Origin of the sequence: Providencia sp. PROV208, assembly GCF_028479465.1 — a bacterium.
Lineage (GTDB): Bacteria > Pseudomonadota > Gammaproteobacteria > Enterobacterales > Enterobacteriaceae > Providencia > Providencia alcalifaciens.
Map to the genome: position 1 here is coordinate 106,091 of NZ_JAMPNS010000016.1, position 21,972 is coordinate 128,062.

The 21,972-nt window shown below is 40.9% G+C and carries 17 protein-coding genes; 7 read left to right on the forward strand and 10 right to left on the reverse strand.

Translation table 11 applies throughout. The features are described 5' to 3' along the window. Positions 1 to 68: 68 nt before the first annotated feature. From pepT to PR766_RS13185, 6 genes are all read right to left on the reverse strand, one after another. Positions 69 to 1,301 carry a peptidase T gene (gene pepT / locus PR766_RS13160; protein ID WP_154636471.1) on the reverse strand — a complete coding sequence of 411 codons (1,233 nt, stop codon included), beginning with the start codon at positions 1,299 to 1,301 and terminating at the stop codon, positions 69 to 71. A 16-nt stretch (positions 1,302 to 1,317) separates the two neighbouring features. Beyond that, positions 1,318 to 2,871, reverse strand: a complete 1,554-nt coding sequence (locus tag PR766_RS13165; RefSeq protein ID WP_006662004.1) for an AbgT family transporter — start codon at positions 2,869 to 2,871, stop codon at positions 1,318 to 1,320. A gap of 295 nt (positions 2,872 to 3,166) precedes the next feature. Continuing rightward, positions 3,167 to 3,574, reverse strand: coding sequence for a phosphate-starvation-inducible protein PsiE (gene psiE / locus PR766_RS13170; protein ID WP_006662005.1), 408 nt, complete (start codon positions 3,572 to 3,574; stop codon positions 3,167 to 3,169). Positions 3,575 to 3,788: 214 nt separating this feature from the next. Next, positions 3,789 to 4,205 carry a GFA family protein gene (locus PR766_RS13175; protein WP_154636470.1) on the reverse strand — a complete coding sequence of 139 codons (417 nt, stop codon included), beginning with the start codon at positions 4,203 to 4,205 and terminating at the stop codon, positions 3,789 to 3,791. A gap of 101 nt (positions 4,206 to 4,306) precedes the next feature. Next, on the reverse strand, positions 4,307 to 5,821 hold the full coding sequence (locus PR766_RS13180) for a DUF3999 family protein (protein WP_224120688.1): 1,515 nt from the start codon (positions 5,819 to 5,821) through the stop codon (positions 4,307 to 4,309). 2 nt (positions 5,822 to 5,823) lie between these two features. Beyond that, complete coding sequence (locus tag PR766_RS13185; protein WP_230086845.1) at positions 5,824 to 8,601, reverse strand: DUF2339 domain-containing protein; 2,778 nt, start codon at positions 8,599 to 8,601, stop codon at positions 5,824 to 5,826. Between the two features lie 636 nt (positions 8,602 to 9,237). Between PR766_RS13185 and PR766_RS13190 the strand changes: the two genes are divergently transcribed. Together PR766_RS13190 and glpX are read left to right on the forward strand one after the other, a co-directional pair. After that, a complete protein-coding gene (locus PR766_RS13190) occupies positions 9,238 to 10,161 on the forward strand; it encodes an AEC family transporter (protein WP_006657579.1) in 924 nt (307 codons plus the stop codon). 160 nt (positions 10,162 to 10,321) lie between these two features. Further along, positions 10,322 to 11,299, forward strand: coding sequence for a class II fructose-bisphosphatase (gene glpX / locus PR766_RS13195; protein WP_179896533.1), 978 nt, complete (start codon positions 10,322 to 10,324; stop codon positions 11,297 to 11,299). A gap of 64 nt (positions 11,300 to 11,363) precedes the next feature. Here the strand turns inward: glpX and dtpA are convergent, their stop codons facing one another. Then, entirely contained in the window at positions 11,364 to 12,833 is a 1,470-nt protein-coding gene (gene dtpA, locus PR766_RS13200; RefSeq protein ID WP_006657577.1) for a dipeptide/tripeptide permease DtpA, read from the reverse strand. Between the two features lie 1,016 nt (positions 12,834 to 13,849). Here dtpA and PR766_RS13205 point away from each other — a divergent pair. Next, positions 13,850 to 14,911 carry an SEL1-like repeat protein gene (locus PR766_RS13205; RefSeq protein WP_230086844.1) on the forward strand — a complete coding sequence of 354 codons (1,062 nt, stop codon included), beginning with the start codon at positions 13,850 to 13,852 and terminating at the stop codon, positions 14,909 to 14,911. Positions 14,912 to 14,953: 42 nt separating this feature from the next. Here the strand turns inward: PR766_RS13205 and PR766_RS13210 are convergent, their stop codons facing one another. The 3 genes from PR766_RS13210 to dpiB are packed head-to-tail and all read right to left on the reverse strand — an operon-like array spanning position 14,954 to position 17,795. After that, positions 14,954 to 15,436 carry a glutathione peroxidase gene (locus tag PR766_RS13210; protein WP_006657574.1) on the reverse strand — a complete coding sequence of 161 codons (483 nt, stop codon included), beginning with the start codon at positions 15,434 to 15,436 and terminating at the stop codon, positions 14,954 to 14,956. A 45-nt stretch (positions 15,437 to 15,481) separates the two neighbouring features. After that, a complete protein-coding gene (dpiA, locus tag PR766_RS13215; RefSeq protein WP_006657573.1) occupies positions 15,482 to 16,165 on the reverse strand; it encodes a two-component response regulator DpiA in 684 nt (227 codons plus the stop codon). Continuing rightward, on the reverse strand, positions 16,158 to 17,795 hold the full coding sequence (gene dpiB, locus PR766_RS13220) for a sensor histidine kinase DpiB (protein WP_154636468.1): 1,638 nt from the start codon (positions 17,793 to 17,795) through the stop codon (positions 16,158 to 16,160). The genes dpiA and dpiB overlap by 8 nt, the downstream gene beginning before the upstream one ends. A 371-nt stretch (positions 17,796 to 18,166) precedes the next feature. Here dpiB and citC point away from each other — a divergent pair, with 371 nt between their 5' ends. From citC to citF, 4 genes are read left to right on the forward strand one after another with little or no spacing between them, the layout of a single operon-like run. Continuing rightward, a complete protein-coding gene (gene citC, locus PR766_RS13225; RefSeq protein ID WP_036965119.1) occupies positions 18,167 to 19,219 on the forward strand; it encodes a [citrate (pro-3S)-lyase] ligase in 1,053 nt (350 codons plus the stop codon). 19 nt (positions 19,220 to 19,238) lie between these two features. After that, complete coding sequence (gene citD / locus PR766_RS13230) at positions 19,239 to 19,535, forward strand: citrate lyase acyl carrier protein (RefSeq protein WP_006657570.1); 297 nt, start codon at positions 19,239 to 19,241, stop codon at positions 19,533 to 19,535. After that, positions 19,535 to 20,431, forward strand: a complete 897-nt coding sequence (gene citE, locus PR766_RS13235) for a citrate (pro-3S)-lyase subunit beta (protein WP_006657569.1) — start codon at positions 19,535 to 19,537, stop codon at positions 20,429 to 20,431. The genes citD and citE overlap by 1 nt, the downstream gene beginning before the upstream one ends. Before the next feature lie 11 nt (positions 20,432 to 20,442). Continuing rightward, complete coding sequence (citF, locus tag PR766_RS13240; protein ID WP_036965122.1) at positions 20,443 to 21,969, forward strand: citrate lyase subunit alpha; 1,527 nt, start codon at positions 20,443 to 20,445, stop codon at positions 21,967 to 21,969. Positions 21,970 to 21,972 lie beyond the last annotated feature (3 nt).

Sequence of the window (21,972 nt, forward strand, 5' to 3'; positions counted from 1 at the left end):
AAAAATAGCCGCTGAATAATTAGCGACTATTTCTTCTAGCACTTTTACTTTTAAATAAAGGCGCTACCTCATTTTTGCCCAACTAAACGGCAAATGGTTTCAGAAACGAGATAACTTTTCTCAAATGACGTGATGGGTAAGAACTCAAAACGCGAATGGAAATTATGTGCACCTGTAAAGTAATTTGGTGTCACAATTCCACGAGCCGATAGTGCTGAACCATCAGTGCCCCCACGCATCGGAATGATGTTAGGCTCAATATTATGAATTTTTAACGCTTCAAGAATAATATCTACCGCAGTACGATCTTCACCAATTGAGTCACTGATATTGCTATACACGTCATCAATTTTGAATTCCACTTTTGCTCGAGGATGGCGCGCTCTAATCAGTTCAATGCTTTCAGCAATAAAACGTTTACGCGATTCAAAACTTGGGCGGTCAAAATCGCGGATAGCCATTTTGATCTTCGCTTCATTTGGATTGGCTGCTAAATCAGTAACATAGAAGTATCCTTCACGATGCTCAGTATGTTCTGGCGTATCAAAACGGTCAAAACAACCAATAAAATCATGAGCAACGCGAATTGGGTTTAACAAGACGTTTTTCGCTGACATTGGATGAGCAGTGATCCCTTTGATTTCCACTTCAATGGAAGCCGCATTAAAGGTTTCGAAAACAACTTCACCAAGAGCACAACAATCGATGGTATAGGCGAAATCCACTTTGAAGCGAGAAAGATCCATGATTTTTGAACCGCGAAGGCCAATTTCTTCATCTGGCACAAACGCAACATAAATATCACCACAGTCAAAATCTGTATTTTGCAGTTTATCCATCAGCTCCATGACAACAGTAATCGCCGCTTTATCATCTGCGCCGAGTACACTTGTTCCGTCACTGAAAATGATTTCATCCCCCACATAAGCTGTGGCTTCAGGATGTTCAGATGTTTTAAACCAGATATCTTCTTGCACATTCAAGCATAAATCCGCACCTTTATACGCCAAGGTTTGCGGTTTGATCACGGGGGATAAACCAACATCGACAGTATCTAAATGAGCGACAAAACCAATTTTAGGTGCATTAGGTTTATTGCCAGGACGCATCGCATAGAGGATGGCATGTTCATCAACATACACATCTTTTAAACCATAGCTTTCTAACTCTTTCGCCAGAAGATTCGCCAATTCACGCTGCCCTTCGGTACTCGGCACCACAGAACTCGCAGCATCACTTTGACTTTCAATCGCGACATAACGATAAAAACGCTCTTCTAACTTTTTACCTAATTCTTTCATTTTACATACCTTTTACTTATTGCGCAGGCTGCCATGTATAACCACTATCAAAACCAATTGGAATATCAAATGCCCAGAACAGGTATAACGTTGCTGTTAAGGTGATTAATAAACCGATGGTGAATGGGATCATCATTGAACATAACGTTCCGATTCCTGCATTTTTATAATATTTCTGGCAATACATTAAAATCAGAGGATAGAACGGAAACATTGGTGTACTCACGTTCATCGCAGAGTCACTCACACGGAATGCAGCTTGGGTTAATTCTGGCGAAATTCCGACTGCCATTAACATTGGAACCAATACCGGTGCCATAATAGCCCATTTAGACGTCGCCGAGGTGATCATAATATTTAGCACCGCGGTTAATAAAATAACGCCAAATACCGTCAATCCTGATGGCATATCTAAAGTCCGCAGTAATTCCGCCCCCGATAATGCCAATAATGTGCCTAAATTCGAGTGCTGGAATGAGTACAAGAATTGTGCGGCAAAGAACGCAAATACAATAAATGGAATCAATGACTTGGTAATGTTTTCCATCGCCTTAACGACATCCTTAGTCGAGGTGAAGGATCTCGTCATATAGCCATACACAATCCCCGGTAGTGCAAAAAAGATAAACAGCAGTGGCACCACAATCTGCATAATCGGGGCTTTTGGACTGGTTAAGCTGCCATCTGGACCACGCAATGGTGAATTTTCAGGCCATAATAGCGCAAATAAACCTAGCGCTAATGCGATGACGACTAACCCAGCAACGCGAAATGCACGGTGCTCTTGCGGTGTGATTTTACTCAAATCTTGTTCCGCATCCGTATCCACATCCGACTTTGTGATAGGCGCATTTTTATTTAGCCATGGCTCGACAATTTTCTCAGTAATAAACCAACAAGTGAAAATGACACCAAACGTGCCGCCTAGGCTAAAGAAATAGTTACACAATACGTTCACGCTGTAGCCTGGGGCTAGCATTTGTGCGGCATCTTGCGTAAAGCTTTGCATAATCGGGTCAATAATCGATGGCGTATAACTTGCCGTAAACCCGCCCGCTAAGCCCGCAAATGCTGCTGCGATACCCGCTAAAGGATGACGACCGCTGGCATAGAACATCATTGCAGCAACCGGCATTAAGATCACATAGGCTGAGTCAGAAGCTACGTGCGAAACGATCCCAACGAAAACAACAGTTGGCGTCAGCATTTTAGGCGATATTAAAGAAAGCATTTTTTTCAGTGCAGTGTTAATAAAACCACTACTTTCTGCAATCCCAATACCTAATGTGGCAACGATTGTTATTCCAAGAGGAGGGAAATTAATAAAATTTTTAACCGCTGATGTCACAAATAATATGATTTCTTCATACTGAAACATATTAATTACGGAAATTTTTTCTTTAGAAATAGGATGGTGATAACTGAAATCGACAAACGAGAGCAGATAAGATAAAAACCAACATATTACTAGGGCGTAAACAAATAGCATTGTCACATCTGGCATTACGTTACCAATGCGCTCAACACGATTTAAAAAACCCTTTTTCTTAGGTAGTGTTTTAGTTGTCATAGTTGCAAGTTACTTATGTTATTAGAATAGAAGCTTTATCACAGTAAATAACCCATTTAGAAAAGTAAAACACTTTCTTATTTTATTTTGGCAGAATGAAAAGCAACCAATCGCTCTAGTTAATTATGCTTATATTATTAGTTTTACTCTTAATCCAATTATCTGAAATTTTATTTTAGCTTATGCTTACTCTCGTTTTATATTACTTAAGTCATTTTTTTATTTAATTAACTTCACGCCAAAGGAAATGATTATTATTTCCCTTAGCGTGATTGATAAATTAATTTTAAGAATATTATTCTCGTTTCAGTTTTTCTGTATTAGCAATATAAAGTGCTATCACTAAAACCAAAATGGCGCCAGCATGCAGCAGAGTTGTCATCGGATCACTGTGGTCCACAATGATGAGGCGGATAATTGCAGTGATCCCAATATAGATAAAATAGCGTAGCGGGAAGTGATAACCAGACATAAAATACTTTATAATCAAAGCAATGAACTCAAAATAAAGAAAGTAAATCACGATACCTTCTAAAAGCTCATAGGCTTTAGCTTCTTGGCTTCCCCCAAACATTAAAGATGCCATTGTGAATGTTTCTTTAGCTAAAAAGAAAACCAACACAGCAGCCAGCACAATTAATCCCACATTAAGAACCCATTGTAATACCCATGCGATATTACTGGCATGACGCATTCCTTTCATACTATCCATTACATATTCCTCAAATTACTCTTTCTACGCTTTAAAAAGTTAAGTTATTTTTTATTTAACTTTTTAAGAGCATAAAATGTTAACGTTCGCTATATCAACTCAAATGGAATAGGCTAATTATAATTGAAATTTTTTATGCTGACATTACAAATGAATGTTTAAATCACCTTAAGATAAATAGCAGGTAATAATACCTGCCATTTGGCTAATCTTTTGGATTATTACTGTAGAGATTTAATATATCTTGTTCTGTTAACATTGGCGTCTTTTCAGCAAAATTATAATAATTTGGCTTACAATCTATATAAATTTGCGTGCCCATTTTGGCATTTTGGCTTTCTGCAAACAGTGCCGCTGAGATGTAATACGTTGACGGTGAATGTAAATGATAAAAAAGATGCGTACCGCACTGCTTACAAAATGCGCGCTCAGCCCATTCCGATGAAGCAAAACGCGTAATTAACGCATTTCCTTCAATTTTTGGCTCACCTTCATAACCGATGGTCATTCCCGGTCCACCATTCCATTTTTGGCACATGCCGCAATGACAAACATGGACGGTATCAATAGGGTGATAGATAGTCAGTTTCACAGAACCGCATAAGCATTGACCTTGAGGCATTGTTCTATCCTTTGTCGACGATGTTGAATTCAAAAATAACGCTAGATGACTGATAAAGTGCCATCTTCATCCCCGATGAGCTTGCTAGCAATCCGAGTTACTTAAAGCTCATCTGAATTACGCTTATTTGATGACCCCACTTCTTTCAATAAGTACCAACAAAAATAAAGTAACGCCAGAATTCCAACAACAAGTAATACCCATAACGTGATAGTCATCCAATTTACCCCTTCTTCTACGGGGTTATCTTGCACTTTTTTCTCCACACCACCGAGCTCTAATACCTTACCTGTCGTTGTTATTTCAGGGAAATTTTCCATCACCGCTTCGACACTTTCATGTTTACCAATAAGTTGTGTGTAGTTAACATTATCCGGTGTTGCTTGTTTATTTCCCCACACCAGTAGGTAAGGCGAAGCACCTTGTATATTCACAACGAGGTTAACGGCATCACGTAAGCCATATATTGTCGGCGGCAGCTCATCCCAACTTCCTTTTAATGCAGTAATTCTCAGTCCTTTAATTTGCATATTATGGATAATGAGATTCGGGTTACTCGCGTTGTCTCCCTCATTAATTTGATTAAAAACCATCACATCCGCTAACGGTTTCCATTCTTCATCACTGTTTGCGATGTATTCAATTTTTAGTGGCACAACTCGATTTGATTGTTGCAACTTAATACTAATTTCGTTCAACGGCTGAGGTGCTGGCAAACGGTAAATCACTTGCTCTCGCGTAATACCATCATTTGTTACTTCAAATAAGAAAGATTCCTGACGGTGGAAGGAATTCATCACATACTGAATTCCCGTGACCGATTGTAAAAGTGGGATTTCATTTTCTGGTGTACTCACTGTCACTAACATAAGATAGGGTGCAACAGGTCCCGTACTTTCCTCTCTCAATAATTCAATGGTATTGCTTGCCACAACCCCAGAGTCTAGCTTCAAGCTCATTACAGGTTGATTAGCGGCAATGTTCACCCAATTTTTTTTATCGGTGCTGAAATAGACGAACACTTTTGCTTGCCAATCTCGGTTACTTTGATCCCAACCTAAATTTAAATTCGACAAAACACCGGCTTCTTTAAGTTGATCACGCGTCAACAAATACGCTTGATAAGTGGTTTTTTCTTTTCTTTGCAGATTGGGTAATTCAATACGATTCGTTTTGCCAGGTTCGGTTTCCACCAATAAATATTGGCTATCAAATTGAGTGTTATCGCTAGAATTCACATTATCTGGACGCGTCACTAAACGTTGAAAATTAAAGTTCACATTCGTCGTCGCAATTGATTTATTAGTATCAAAAAACAACGCTGTCGGGATTTCATTTCCCGTCCCATTGAAGACACGAACATCTTGCAGAGTATCAGGGTAGGCAGACCCCATATAAGCCTCTGAAGGTAACTCTAACCAATAAAACGGACTGTTCCTGTCTGGAGTAGAAAGCTCTTTTCCTTGATAGAAGTCATAAGGGTTTACCTCTTCCAAGTTATCGGCTTTTGAGTCGTTGGCATAACTCCCAGATGAAAATAAGCATATCGAGGAAAAAAGTGTTAACCACCCACCTAATGTTGTTGCGTATTTCACTGCTACTTTCATACAGTTCATAACTATTTTTCCTGTATCTCAATGTCCATTTTATGCTTTGGTGGTAATGGAGAAAAATACCCTACAACCAAGATCAACACCGCGACGGCAATAAAAGAGACCGCACGGGAAATACCATCCTGCCCATACACGTCAATAAGAAAAAGTTTTGCTATGACGCACACAAAAATGGCAGCGCCGCCAAACCACCATACACGGCTTTTCTTCACAGCGGCAATCACCATACAAACGAGTGCCGCAATCCCCCAACTAATGGAAAGCACGGTTTGAACTAAACGCGAGTCAAATAAAATATGTCGGTTCCACGTAATATTGGCAAAATCCGCTGTTGCACGAAGAATGATACCGTTATACCAAAGAAGCGTTAGCCCGATGATCACCACCATGAGTCCGTTCACCACCCCCGTTTCAAGTGGTGTTACTTTTCTTAGCTTCTCCATAAAGCCTTTACGCATCAGCAACAGCGCAGCAATGCTAAATAGACCCGCTTCATCAAGCGGGTTGACTAATGGGACATAGCTCCAGAAGGTCAGTTTCCCATCCTCCAGGTTAGACCAAGAAGACAGTACCACCAGCACCGCCATAAGCGGCAATATGCTATACCAGTACAGCAGCCCTTTTCGTCGCATCGGTACAAATTTGTTATGTTGCAACCAATAGAGAACTAAGACCAATAAGGTCATCGACATGATGTAAATAAAGTAACCCAGCTCATGCATTCCCCATGGAAGATTCACCACAAACCAGTGAACTTGGGTTGCAACAAATCCAATAATTAACCATAAATTGGCAACGTGCATTCCGCGCCGAATATAGAGATTCTGAGTACGATAAGCATGCATCACAAATAGCACTGAGCTTCCAAGAATGACCGGCCAGATGAGTGAGCCTTCACCGCGCCCCATAGGATTATTTGCATCAATAAAATCTAATGCTAAATAGTAATATGCCACTGCCCATAGTAAGAACTGACATAGAACTAATGGGATCCAATTAATTTTTTGACCACCAAGACGCCAGCACCATGCTGAAATCAACACCAATGCCAAAATGATTAGACTTTCAACTTCGCTATTCCATGACAGCATACTGGTAAATTCAGGCACCCAAGCAAACCAGACTAATAAACCGAGGAATAAAAATAGGTAACTGAGAACAGTGAAATAACGTGTTTCTTTATGACGCACATGAAATAACCCGCCTGCAAAAAAGCAAACCGCGATTAAGCTTGGCATCATATAAATGACATTGTCACTCCAATAATAGTATGGGTAATCGCTTAATATCATTAATGCACTAATTGCAATAAGTAAGCAGGAAGTCATCGCCAATTTTTTGTGCCCTTGATTGAGCGCAAACCACAACATGGCAAAGCCTTGTAATGACCAGACAATCGTTGTCCATTCAAATGACAGAGCAAGGGGTACTGCTAACGTAACAAAGCTAGCACCAATAATAATATTGCCCAATGCCATATTTTTACCCACGGAACTAAAACGTTTATGGAGCCTGATACTTGCTATGAGATACAACAAACCGATGAGTAAAGAAATAAAGGCTGGCAATAATCCTATTCCACCCGAAATAGCAAATTGCAGCGAAATACTCATCAATGGCGGGAAGAATAATAAAGTATTATCGACGACTAGCTGTTTACTATGCTCAAAACGTAAAGCAAATAATTGAGTTAATACATTGAATACAATCAGGTTGGCAATGATAAATAGTTGGCAGGAGAGATAATTATCATAATTGTAATGTTCCATTCCCCATAATACTGCTACCCCATAAGTCATGAACATTCCGACTAGGTTTAATGGGCGCCATGCTTGCCAAAAGCTAATCACCAAAATACCTATCGATAGCATGAGGTAATAGGAGAATAGAACAATATGACTCCCGCCCCCAGAAGACAGTAATATTGGTGCTAAATATCCCCCTAGAGATGCCAAGACTGCCAAGCTAATAGTGCGTTGTAACAACGCTAAAGCAATACTTGCCGAACAGATAATGAGCATTGCCACAAATGCAAATCCATAAGGGATCATGGCATACAGCTTAAAGCCAGCAAAAACGGTTATGTATAAACACCCAATTGCTCCACCCTGTAAGATCAAGCCAAATAATGCTTTTTTCTTGCGTAGCCACCAACCAACACAGAGTAAAACTAAGCAGCCAGCGGCACTAAACACTAATCTTAATTCTGGAGATATAATCTCATTTTGCACGCTGTAATTGAGTAAATAAGCAACACCTAGAAATAATAATAAAATTCCGATTTTAGCAAGAGGATTCCCTGTCACTAGCCACGAAAAGAAATGTGCAAAGATTGATCTACTCTCTAATTCATTCTGTTCAGATGAAGCTTGGCTTGGTCTAGTTTTATCAAAACGATTTGGATTTATCGAGACTGGATGAACTGTATCAGGCTGTTTATGACTGGAAACTGACATCGGTTGAAAGAGAGGTTGAGCATCTTGAACTGGGGTTTCGGAAACATCGTTTTTATTATCTTCTGGCTCAAAATGTTCCAATTGAGAGGCATTACATTGCACTTCTACTGAAGTTAATGCGTCGTTGTCATCCATCGTATTTAACGCACTAACAGCTCCCCCTACATTGCCATGAGCTATTTTAGCTTCGAGTGAAGTGATCTTCTGGTTTAACTGGTGAATTTGGTATTGCATACGACCAGTACGATTAATCGCGATGATAGCGAGCACAGGGGCCACTATCACTAATGCAATTAAAACTAGTCCTAAGAGTATCCATGTATCCACAAATAGGTTTCCTTCTTTAATCCAATGCCAGCAACCCAAGATTAGTCAACCGGATCTTAGGGGATAACACGTTGCTCATATCTGAAACAAACTGTGTTTTCGTAAAATTTGTGGTAAAAAAACCAGCTAGTTAAACCGCTCTAGCTCATGATAAAAAACTCGACACACCATAACGCCTTATACACAATAAGTGCATTATAGAGTTTACATTATTCAATAATCGTCCTAGTTTAAAGATGAATATCTAAATTGCCAACCGTGGGTAACAAACTGTTACAAAATAACTCCTTTTAAGAGTATTCGCAGGTTAATCTATTCCGTCATTTTATTATTTTCTCATCATAAAATGATAGTACATTTTTAATGTTTTTTCCCCAGACAAACAAGCCATTAAATAATTATTTTCCCATAAGGCAAAATAACCCTTATTTTTATTAATAATTAATCAAATCCAATAATCTATTTTCGACTCATTATATTTATTATAAAAAATATGCAGATAATAGGTGTATTTTCGTATGATTATGTTATTAATTTATAGACAATTTACCAGGAAGTTATTTAACAAATAACGATTGTCTTTTATCGAGTATATTTAAATTCGCGCCTTGTTCTATATAACGCAAAGGAATAACTATGTTATTACATATAATACTTGAAGCCCTAAGTCCCATCATACTCGGTCTCGCCGTAGGGTGGTTATCGGGTAAATATGGTTTCGTGAAACGGGAATATTCGCAAGCGTTTGCGGACTTTGTTGTCAAAATCGCCTTACCTTTTGCGCTTTTCCTTGCTGCCGTCCAAGCCCCGCCATCTGTGCTACTAAACATTGATTATCTATTAGCGCTGGCAGTGGGATTAATTGCATCTTACGTAATTGGTTTTGTCGTCGGTAAACTCTTTTTCCGTCACAACAAAACTGACGCTGCGATGCAAGCCTTATCGGTATCATTCCCGGATATGGCGTACTGTGGACCACCGGTTTTACTGGCTACTGTTGGTTCATCCGGTTTAATTGCCATGGTACTTGGTAACTTAATTTATACCGTTATTATTATTCCATTTACCTTATTGATGATCAGTGGATCCGCAAAAGGTAATGGTGTCCTGAAATCTGTCGGTAAAGCCGTCATTCAGCCATTAGTTTTCTTACCTGTTTTAGGGGCTATTCTGGCTATTTGTGGCGTGAAATTACCTGAAATTCTGCAAAACTCTGTGAATGAACTCGGTAAAACTGCTGGTGGTGTTGCCCTCTTCTTCCTTGGTTTACTGCTTTCAGGTATTAAGCTGACAATCAGTAAAGAAATAATCTTTAACGTATTTGTCAAAAACTTTGTGCAAGCCGCGTTAATTCTTGGTACCGGTCTCGCATTAGGTTTACAAAGTGATTTATTAAAAGCTGCATTTATTATCGGTGTATTACCGACGGCAACCGCTGTTCCAGCACTTGCTATCAGTAATAAAGCCTACACTGAAACCTCCGCGGGAACGGTGTTACTGAGTACGATTGCTGCCTTAATCTCAATTATTGGCGGGATCACCATCGTTGAAATGCTGTAATTCTTTCTTGGCGGAGTTTACTCCGCCCTTCCCCTTCCCCATTCTCCCCCCTTCGCCAATAAAACGTTGATTTATTCATCGAAAAATTACCAAGTTGATCACAAAAAACGTATCATAGTCGCGATAATTTTTTAGTCCTAGGAACAACACAAAAATGAAAATTAGCGATGAACTCGCATCTGCAATCGCGTCCGTGACCGAAGTTGCTGCCATTGCCGCGTTTGAATGGGTAGGGAAACACGATAAAAATGCAGCTGATAACGCTGCTGTTGAAGCCATGAGAAACCGACTCAATGAAATTGATTTTCATGGAAAAATTGTGATTGGCGAAGGCGAAATTGACGAAGCTCCGATGCTGTACATTGGTGAACAAGTTGGCAAACAATCCGGCGAACATCATTTAGATATCGCAGTTGATCCCATTGACGGTACTCGCATGGTGGCATGTAATGAGCACAATGCGATTGCGGTCCTTGCCGCCGCACCTACCGGCACATTATTGCAAGCACCGGATATGTATATGGAAAAAATGGTTGTTGGTGCCGCAGCAAAAGGCACTGTTCACCTAAAAAATCCATTAGAGAAAAACCTAGAATTTTTATCTGCGGCATTGGATAAACCGATTTCAATGCTTAATATTGCTATTCTTGATAAACCTCGCCACCAACATATTATCAAAACTATCCGTAACTTTGGCGCCAATGTTATTACCATCCCTGATGGCGATGTACTTGCATCACTGCTAACAATCCTACCTGAACATCCTATTGATATGATGTATGGCATTGGCGGGGCACCAGAAGGCATTATTAGTGCTGCCATTGCACGCGCATTAGGTGGAGATATGCAAGCACGTCTTGTACCACGTAATAAAGCTAAAGAAGATACAGAAAAAAATAAGCTGTTAGCAGCGCAAGAAGCAATTCGTTGCCAACAGATGGGCATCGAAATTGGGGACATTTTAACGTTGGATATGATGGTGAATACGTCCGATGTCATTTTTGCTGCGACCGCAATCACCCCTACAGTGCTGATGAGTGGTATCTCAAATGACCTGCATAGCCACAGTGCGAGTACTCTTTTAGTCAACGGTAATAACCGTTCCATGAGATTAATTAATAATCGATATTTTAAATAATCATGCATTAAAAAAGGGCGATATCACCATCGCCCTTTTTCTATTTGATAACTAACAAAACAAATTAATGTTGTTCTTGCGTCATGCGGTTTAATAATGGCGCAGTAAATACCATTACAATGGCAATTGCTCCTGTCACCAGACCAATCTTCATAAATACATCGCTGTACACCGCGAGAGATTCAACTTTACTGGTGATTTCACCTTGTGGTGCTGCCGCCATGGAAGCCACATAACCTGCGATAAATGCCGCAGCAGAGTTAGTTAAGAACCATGCGCCCATGATAAAGCCCATCAGGCGCTGCGGAACTAATTGAGCCACCATCGCCAGACCCAGACCAGAAATCATCAGCTCACCAATACTTTGGAAGCCATAACAGATAACTAACCATTGAACAGACACAATACCCGCTTCATTCGCAAATTTTGCGCCGAGTGGCAGCACTAAGAATGCTGCTGAGCACAGTATCATACCGATAGCGAATTTGTGTGGCATCGGCAAGTTGTCACCCATTTTGTTATAGATTGCAGCTAAAATTGGACTACCAATCATAATCCATAATGGGTTTAACGCTTGATACTGAGCAGGCTCAATGGCTAAGCCAAAAACTTCATGCTCAACGTTATGTAACGCGAAGAAGTTTAGAGACGTCGGCATTTGGCTATAGAGAACGAAGAACACAATCGCTTCTAACATTAGGATCAATGCGACGCCCATACGGCGACGAGCAATGCCTTTTAGCGCCATCATTTCTTTGATAAAGATAACTAAAATACCCAGAGAAATCACCGCCAGTGCCGCACGCGCAATGCCTAAGTTGTGCAGTAACCAGTTTGAAATCGCAATCAGTGCAACTACACCGACGATAGTCATCAGTAATTTGGAGATGACAACAGGTGCAAAGTCTGGTTTTGAACCGTGGTCTGAAACCCATTTTTTGCACATGTAGAAGTTAATTAAGGTAATAATCAGCCCCACTACGCTGAGGGAGAATGCGACATCCCAGCCGTAATGTTTTGCTAACCATGGTGTTGCCAGCATTGAGAAGAATGAACCAATGTTAACCGACATATAGTACATGGTGAATGCACCGTCCAAACGTGGGTCATTTTTGTCATAACAGGTAGATAATAATGATGATGGGTTTGCTTTAAACAGACCGTTACCTACCGCGATGGTAGCAAGGCCGAGGTAAACCATCGACACATCATGCCCAGAGTATGCAACGAAGGCATAACCGACAATCAGTACTACCGTTCCAAGAACGATCGCACGCTTGGTACCCAGAACTTTATCGCCTAACCAGCCGCCAATGGCAACGAAGCCATAGACCAACGCAGAGAATGCCGCGAACAGCGTAATAGATTCCGCTTCCGACATACCAAGCACTTGGCTGAGATAAATTGGGAGGATCCCCTGAAGACCGTAGTAACCAAAACGTTCCCAGAGTTCGATAGAAAAGATGAGATAGAATGAACGAGGTTGCTTAAACGCGTTAAGACTGACTTCCTCTTTGTTATTTGTTGTGGACACAAGTTACCTCTAGTACAACCTGTACGTATGCAAAAAAACCACGGAGCGCTGTCTGCACCCTCGCATTGTTATGATCTCAAGAATTTAAGCTTTAGAAGATTCACTTTTGGTAGGTGGAGTATCAATCCCTGACCTCAAAACAAACAAAACTGTGTGCATATATTGTTTATGAATCACGAACATAAAATTCAATGAGTTAAAGCATATTTGATTATTTATTCAGCATTATGGCAAATATATGCCATCCAAAACAGAATAATCAATTAAGCAATATATGCTATTTATGCACCAAAACTAAAGAATTAGCTAGTATTAATTACTACATTCATAGATCGTTATCGTGATTAACTTCAATTTTTTACAAAAACATGAAATTTTTATCGCCCACTAAATAATCAGTTGTTTATCAAATGTTAAGCACATTGTTCTATGTTTAACCATTCCATTCCAAATAAACGCAATTAAATCTACACCATAAAGTTTTACGCATAGGTAAATGAGAATCTGCAAACATTGAATAGAAAATAAATTCATATATGTGATTATTTATATTTGTGACTATTTATAGTCTACTTATCATCCAAATAGCGGGATGAAATAAAACGAGGGTGTATTTTTATGCAAAGAAAGGGTGGGATAGTATTTCATGCAAAAAAAAAGCCCAGCGACTAAAACTGGGCATAATGCATTCTATTAAGGATCGTACAACTAATTCAAACTACACTACATAGATGCATTATTGCATTACTTCATGTAAAGAAATGAATATTGAGGGTAAATATATGAATGTTTACGCGAGCAAACAGTGATATACATGCTAATTGAGACCTGCGATAGACCTAAAAGGTTCATATTTTTTTGAATTATTTTTCATTTTTTTTATAACCTTATGATTTAAAATACTAAATAAATAAAGTATTTTTTCAAATAGCCATAATGGCGATTGCACTGCTAAAAACAACCCGCTAACCTACCTAATAGGAATAAATGGTTAAAATTCATCCCAAGGAAGTTTTGTGAGACAGTTTATTATCCCCTTCATTATCCTTTACTCACTGTCAATCAATGTGAGTTTCGCTAAGACAGAGGCGCCTATCGCCCCCTCTCCGGCTGTAGATGAAAAAACATTGACTGAGTTAGCCCATAGCGGACAAGCAGAAGCGCAATTTAATTTAGCGATATTTTACCAATCTCACGGTCAACTCGATAAAGCGGCTTATTGGTATAAACTGTCCGCCAGCCAACAGTTTACCAAAGCACAAATTAACCTCGCCCTGATGTACCAGCAAGGTGTTGGGATCGGCAAAAATGAAAAAGAGATGCTGCGCTGGATGGAAGCAGCAGCAAAAGCAGGTGATCCTATTGGTCAAATGAATATGGCGGAATACACTTTACAAGGTGTCCCCAATGTATTAGCGAAAAATCCGCAGCAAGCATTAATCTGGCTAGAAGCTGCCGCTGCACAACAGTTCCCCGCCGCACAGCTCACTTTAGCCTATTGGTATGAACAAGGTACTGCTGGCAATAAAGACCCACAAAAATCTCATGCAATTTATTTGGCTCTGGCTGAGAAAAACCATCCTCAAGCACTGTATATATTAGGTTACCAAGCAGCGACTGGCATGTATGAAAAAATCAATTACCCTCTCGCTTTTCAGTATTTTACTCGTTCCGCTGAGTTAGGCTTCTCCCCTGCACAAAATAGCCTAGGTATGCTGTATTTAGCGGGTCAAGGTACCAAGCGCGATACAGTATCTGCAATCAAATGGCTCACGCTCGCCGCTGAACAAGGCGAAGTTTCAGCTCAGTTCAACTTAGCGCTTATTTACGCACGAGGGGATGGGATTACCGCTAATCAAGCAAAAGCCTGCCAATGGTTTATCAAAGCTGCCAACCAGAATAGCCGTGATGCACAATATGCCAGCGGTGCCTGTTATCAATATGGTATGGGCGTACCACAAAATGATAATAAGGCATTATCTTGGTATCGACTCGCTGCAAAGCAAGGTGATGAGCGAGCTCAAAAGAAAGTGATAATTATGGAGAATGAATTACAAAATTCAGGGAAAGAAAAATAACTTCAGAAAATCTGCATAAAATAGGCTCGAATGACCGAACATTCAAATCTTAAGTGCGGCAACAATTGCCACTTCCATTTTTTCTGGAGTCGTGAACGGTGCAAAGCGCTTCAGCGGTTTACCGTCACGTCCAATGAGAAACTTCGTAAAGTTCCACTTGACCCGCCCACCTAGCAGACCGGGCAGCTCACGTTTCAGATAACGAAACACTGGGTGTGCTGCGCTTCCGTTAACGTCTACTTTCTCAAACATCGGAAAACTCACACCGTAATTAATGTAGCAGGTCTGTCCGATTTCCTCTGCCCCCCCAGGTTCCTGTTTCCCAAATTGGTTGCAGGGGAAACCGAGCACGACAAAACCCTGATCTGCATATTTCTTGTAGAGCGCTTCAAGACCGGCGTATTGTGGTGTAAAGCCACAATGGCTGGCCGTATTCACAACTAAAACCACCTTACTGGCGTACTCCTCCATAGAGATGCACTGCCCGCTAAGGCTTTTAGCGGTCAATTGATAAAAGGTCGTCATATAAGAATCCTCAAAGCAGAACAAATCGACATTACTACTTATTTCTTAACTCTGCTTACCGCGATAAATACGCTGCGGACGCCCCACCTTGCCGTACTCAATTTCTGCTTCAATTTTGTGCTGAGCTAAACAATATTCTAAATAGCGTCGCGCTGTTGTACGACTCAATTTTATCGTCTCAGCAATCGTTTCTGCCGTATATTCCGCATCGGGCGCGGCGAATAATGCGAGTACTTTATCCAGAGTCAATGCATCAATACCTGTCGGTAATTCTTCTTTACTTTCACCGCGTGCATAAGTATTAAACATATCATCTATCTGGCTTTGATTGGTTTTATTTGTCCCATGTAAAACAGATTTACGTTGAATATAACGGTCTAACGTTTGCCCTAAACGCTCATAAGCAACAGGTTTTACGAGATAATCAAACACACCAAGACGAATCGCTTCGGTAACCGTTTCCATATCACTGGCAGCCGTAGTGAACACAATATCAGCGCTGTTTCTTTCTTGAAGCAGCTCGTGAACTAAATCAATACCTTTCCCATCGGGTAAATAATTATCCAACAAAATCAAATCAGGCTTCATGTACTCAATCATTTTTCTTGCCTCAGCAAGATTGCCCGCAAGCCAGACTTTATCACAAGCAGGATAAGCTTTAATGTACTCAGCATGCATTTCAGCAAGGAGCAGTTCATCTTCGACAATGAGGATTTTTATCTTAACCATTTTGCGTCTTCACTTTCGGTATAAAAATAGAGAATACAGTACCATACGGTTGATTATCTTCAATGATCACCGCCCCATTACATCGATTAACATAGGAAGCCACTAAAAAAAGCCCTATGCCATGCCCCTCGACAGCATCCGTTTTTGTTGTTGTTCCACGCTCAAACCATTTATCCTGCAATTCGAGAGGAAAACCGCATCCTTGGTCAGCAACTTCAATCACAATCTCATTATTTTCATCTGAGATATATAATTCCACCTGCTTATTACCCACTTCATTCTTTAAGCTGGCTTCAAATGCATTATCCAATAAATTCCCTAAGACAGCACAGAATTCCGTGCTATTTAGTGAGCTAGGTAACTCATATAATCGGCAACCCGGTACAAAAATGAGTTGGAGTCCAAGTTCACGAGCGCGATGATATTTACCAAACAACAGTCCAGCGACTTGTTTATCTGCAAACTGTTCTCTCAATGAATCAATTAATTGCTGTCGAGACTCTGATTCACCTTTAATCAATGCCAAGGCTTGATCATACTCTTTCATTTGCAGCAAACCACTTAATGTGGAGATCCAGTTCAAATGCTCATGGCGCAGTGTGCGTAAATTATCCACATATTGGCGCACCTGTGAGAGCTGCACATTCAGTGACTCAATATCATTTTGGCTACGAAAACTGATCACGGCACCTGCAAGCAATTCACCATCCATAATCGCCACACGGCTGGCTATCACATTCAGCCCGTTAAATTCACACACAATATCGTGCTGATTTTTTGTTATCTCTTTGGTAAAAAAACTCGCGGGAGAGACGTAATCAGAAATTGGCTTACCAATTAATTGCTTTGCTGATTCACTCAGCGCTAACATTTTTCTGGCGTTATGATTGATATTGATAATTTTGCCATAGCGATCAACCGCAATAATCCCTTCAAATACCGCATCAAAAATACCTTTTTGCACCAAAACTAACTGAGTGATCTCTTCTGGCTCCATTCCCAGCATTTGCCGCTGAATTAATTTCGCAAATGCCCAAGAGAGAAACAGCAGAATGACCAATACCCCTAAAAATGTCGCAGATGTCTGTACAAAAATTTCGGCTAAAGAGGTGTCTATTTTTGTGGTGAGATAACCGATGGAAACAACCCCTATCACTTTGCCATTTTCATCAAAAATAGGTGTTTTCGCCCGAACAGCATTCCCCATAGAACCTTCGCCCTTAATAAAATAGCTTTCACCATTTTCTAATGCGCCAGGTTTATTCCATTGCATCGGGTAACCGATTTTTTCACTATTAGGATGATATAAACGAATGGAATGCTCATCACCAATCACGACATAGTCATAACTTGAATCTTGATTGAGCTTGTCGGCAATAATTTTTAGTTTAGGAATATCTTTATCTTTTACTGAACTCACAATGCCATCCAGAGAAGCGATCATCTTGGCTTGGCTCATAGCAAGTACACGAATGTTTGCCATCATGCGATTTTCGGTCGTATCTGTAAAATACTTACCTAATCCAAAAGTAAGCAAGACCGACGCCAGCAACAATAGAAGAAATACTCGCCCAGAGAATGAAAATATATTTCCTTTTTTAAATGGAATTTGTGAAAGCTCTGTTTTCATCTCATCTCTCTATAACTCGCTAAAAAGTAAAATTATTGTTACAGATAAATATCGCCATAATGAAGTTAAAATATAACTTAGTCGGGATAGTAATGCACATATTATTAATTAAACACATTAAAACCACTGAGTAAAGTTCATAACTCTGAATTAAAAACATTAAAACCATTAAACAAATACAAACTCATTTTAGAAACATGAAATAGGTCAAATATATTATATGCAGGCTATTTAATATAAATATTGAAAAGGATAATTAAATAAAAATTGAGAACTTAGCTAAATTTAGAAAAGCCAAAAATATTTATTTAATTAACTTTAACATTAGCAACATTTTTAATACATCTCTAAATGAGATGCAGGATACCATTATGTTCGACAGCATAACGTTTAACCAAGTAAAACGTCATGAGAACAGAAAACTCAATGATATCACTCAGTTTTTAAAAGAGAATGATTTAGACATTGATGCCAGCGTTGACGTCTTTATTACTATCACTCGTAATGAGAAGTTAATTGCCTGCGGTGGTCTCGCTAAAAATGTCATTAAATGCGTCGCCATTAGTGATGAAGTTCGCGGTGAAGGTTTAGCATTAAAACTTGCCACTGAACTGGTGAATCTTGCCTATGAAAATAATACAACTCATCTATTTATTTACACGAAATATCAAAATGAAGAGTTATTTCAACAGTGCGGATTTCACACCATTGCCACCGTGCCCAATGTCATGGTTTTAATGGAGAATAGTTGCTGTTACTTAAATCGCTATATTAAAAGTTTAAAAGCCCAGTACAAACCAGGAAAAAAAATTGGGGCTATCGTAATGAATGCCAACCCATTCACATTAGGGCATCGCTACTTAATTGAACAGGCCGCAAAGAATTGTGACTGGCTACATTTATTTGTGGTGAAGGAAGATACTTCCCGTTTTCCTTATAAAGTTCGCCTTAAATTAATTGAGGAAGGTACAAAAGGAATCGGTAATCTAACCATTCATAAAGGTTCAGAATATATTATTTCGAGAGCAACATTCCCTTGTTATTTTATTAAAGACATTACTGTTGCGAATAACTGTTATACCGAAATCGATATTAAGATTTTTCGCCAATATATTGCTCCGGCGTTGGGAATTACCCATCGTTTCGTTGGTTCAGAACCATTTTGCCAAGTCACTAATCAATATAACCAAGACATGCGCTACTGGCTAGAAACGGATGAATTGCCATTCCCACCTATTGAGTTGGTTGAATTTCCGCGAACAGTTATCGACGGCACGGCAGTCTCTGCCTCGCAAGTTCGAAAACTACTCGCTAAAAAAGATCTTGCGGCGATCAAGCCGATTGTGCCCCCTGCCACTTATCACTATTTGCAAGACATGCTGGCAGCACAGACACCGTCGCCCACTCCCGCACTACAAGCTTGAAATTAGTTATAGGTGAAATATGAAGATACTACACGCAGCAGTTGCCGGCACACTTGAATCCAGTGATGTCATGGTACGAATCGAGCCTCTCGAAGATACTCACGAGGTCTCACTACAAATCACCAGCAGTGTTGAAAAACAATTTGGTGATGCTATCAATGCTATCGTGATTGAAATGATTGAAAAATATGACATTCAAGGCGCTGAAATTGTGGTAGATGACAAAGGTGCATTGGAGTGCGTATTGCGCGCTCGCCTCGAAGCCTTGCTGGCTCGCGCCTGTGATCTTGATGCTCTGCCATGGGAGGATAAATAATGACGCCGGAAAGAAAAAGCCGTACCCGTAGAAGTATGCTGTTCGTTCCCGGCTCCAATGCTGCGATGCTCAGTAACTCTTTTATTTATAAAGCTGATGCGTTGATGTTTGACCTTGAAGACTCAGTCACCATTAGAGAAAAAGACACAGCACGTCGTTTGGTCTATCACACACTGCAACACCCGCTATATCAAGATATTGAAACTATCGTACGTGTTAATGCTCTCGACTCTGCTTATGGTGTCGCAGATCTTGAAGCGGTTGTTCGCGGTGGCGCTGATATTGTGCGCTTACCTAAAACAGATACCGCGCAAGATATTATTGATATTGAAAACGAAATACTGCGCATTGAAAAAAGCTGTGGCCGTGAAGAAGGTAGCACTGGATTATTAGCGGCTATCGAATCCCCAATGGGGATCACCCAAGTGGTGAATATTGCCCACGCTTCCCCAAGATTAATAGGCATCGCATTAGGTGCCGAGGACTATGTCCGCAATTTGCGCACCGAGCGGTCTCCAGACGGCATTGAACTCCTCTATGCTCGGTGCGCCATTTTACAAGCTGCGCGTTCTGCCGGTATTCAAGCCTTTGATACCGTCTATTCTGACGCCAACAATGAAGAAGGCTTCCTCAAAGAAGCCGCTCTCATTAAGCAGCTTGGTTTTGATGGCAAATCATTAATTAACCCAAGACAAATTGAGTTACTGCATAACTTGTATGCCCCAACCCAAAAAGAAGTCGACCATGCACAGCGTGTTGTGGACGCCGCTGATGCCGCAGAGCGAGAAGGCAAAGGCGTCGTTTCCCTCAACGGGAAAATGGTAGATAGCCCTGTTATTGAACGAGCCCGCTTAGTGTTATCGCGCGCGGCATTATCAGGCATTCGGGAAGAGTGAGGCAGAACATTATGACAACCAATACATTGCGTCAGGCTCGCGTATCAGCCTACTTAGCACCTAAAAATGATGAATTACTGCGCGAATTCAAAGATATCGGCAAAGTTCAGCAGCAAGTTCAAAAACCACGTAACCGCAAACTGTGCGATGACCTGCAAGTCGCCATTCGCCGCTCTGGGCTAAAAGATGGCATGACCATCTCTTTCCACCACGCTTTCCGTGGCGGTGACTTGACCATCAACATGGTGATGCAAGTGATTGCAGAAATGGGATTTCGCAACCTGACACTGGCATCCAGCTCACTCAGTGCTTGCCATTCCCCTTTAGTCGAACATATTCGCCATGGTGTCGTCACCAAAATTTATACTTCTGGATTACGCGGCCCATTAGCCGAAGCCATTTCTCGCGGAGAATTAGCTGAACCTGTACAAGTTCACTCCCATGGTGGACGTGCCAATCTAGTTCATAGCGGTGAATTAAAAATCGATGTCGCCTTTATCGGCGTACCTTCATGCGACGAATACGGTAATGCCAACGGCTACACAGGAAATGCGAGTTGTGGCTCACTCGGCTACGCCAAAATCGATGCGGAAACGGCCAAGAAAGTCGTCATGCTAACAGAAGAATTTCTCCCTTATCCACACAACCCATCGAGTATCAAACAGGATGAAGTGGACTATATCGTCAAAGTCAAACGTGTCGGTGATGCCGACAAAATAGGCGCCGATGCAACCCGTATGACATCCAATCCTCGTGAGCTACTGATTGCCCGCACAGCCGCAGATGTGATTGAAAAGTCAGGTTTCTTCAAGGAAGGCTTTTCACTGCAAACAGGGACTGGTGGGGCTTCTCTCGCAGTGACTCGCTTCCTCGAAGACAAAATGCGTCGCCACCATATCCATGCTGGTTTTGCGTTAGGTGGGATCACATCGACCATCGTGGATCTGCATGAAAAAGGCTTAATCAAAAAACTCCTTGATGTACAAAGCTTTGACCGAGCCGCCGCAGAGTCTCTCGCGCGTAACCCAAACCACATTGAAATCAGTGCTAACCAGTACGCCTGTTACGATTCTAAAGGTGCCTCTGTGGATATGCTGGATGTCGTCGTACTCAGCGCATTAGAGATAGATACACGTTTTAATGTCAATGTGTTAACTGGCTCCGATGGTGTGATCCGCGGGGCATCAGGCGGGCATAGTGATACCGCCGTTGCCGCAAAATTATCCATTATTGTCGCTCCATTAGTTCGTGGTCGCATCCCAACATTAGTGGACGAGGTTCTCACTTGCGTCACTCCGGGCTCCAGTGTCGATATTTTGGTCACCGACCACGGTATTGCCGTCAACCCTGCTCGCCCAGAGTTGAAGCAACAACTGGAAAGCCAAGGCATCAAAACCGTGTCTATCCAATGGTTACGTGAACGCGCCCAGCTCTTAACGGGTACGCCAAATCCGATCGAATTTACCGATAAAGTCGTGGCGGTTGTGCGCTATCGTGACGGTTCTGTGATTGATGTTGTGCATCAAGTGAAGGAGTAGAAC

Bases quoted from the DNA above. Each gene is read 5' to 3' on its own strand.
- citE (WP_006657569.1), top strand. From the start codon at position 19,535: ATGACGCCGGAAAGAAAAAGCCGTACCCGTAGAAGTATGCTGTTCGTT.
- dpiA (WP_006657573.1), bottom strand. From the start codon at position 16,165: ATGGTTAAGATAAAAATCCTCATTGTCGAAGATGAACTGCTCCTTGCT.
- PR766_RS13175 (WP_154636470.1), bottom strand. From the start codon at position 4,205: ATGCCTCAAGGTCAATGCTTATGCGGTTCTGTGAAACTGACTATCTAT.
- citC (WP_036965119.1), top strand. From the start codon at position 18,167: ATGTTCGACAGCATAACGTTTAACCAAGTAAAACGTCATGAGAACAGA.
- PR766_RS13165 (WP_006662004.1), bottom strand. From the start codon at position 2,871: ATGACAACTAAAACACTACCTAAGAAAAAGGGTTTTTTAAATCGTGTT.
- PR766_RS13190 (WP_006657579.1), top strand. From the start codon at position 9,238: ATGTTATTACATATAATACTTGAAGCCCTAAGTCCCATCATACTCGGT.
- citD (WP_006657570.1), top strand. From the start codon at position 19,239: ATGAAGATACTACACGCAGCAGTTGCCGGCACACTTGAATCCAGTGAT.
- psiE (WP_006662005.1), bottom strand. From the start codon at position 3,574: ATGAAAGGAATGCGTCATGCCAGTAATATCGCATGGGTATTACAATGG.
- PR766_RS13180 (WP_224120688.1), bottom strand. From the start codon at position 5,821: ATGAACTGTATGAAAGTAGCAGTGAAATACGCAACAACATTAGGTGGG.
- citF (WP_036965122.1), top strand. From the start codon at position 20,443: ATGACAACCAATACATTGCGTCAGGCTCGCGTATCAGCCTACTTAGCA.
- PR766_RS13210 (WP_006657574.1), bottom strand. From the start codon at position 15,436: ATGACGACCTTTTATCAATTGACCGCTAAAAGCCTTAGCGGGCAGTGC.
- dpiB (WP_154636468.1), bottom strand. From the start codon at position 17,795: ATGAAAACAGAGCTTTCACAAATTCCATTTAAAAAAGGAAATATATTT.
- pepT (WP_154636471.1), bottom strand. From the start codon at position 1,301: ATGAAAGAATTAGGTAAAAAGTTAGAAGAGCGTTTTTATCGTTATGTC.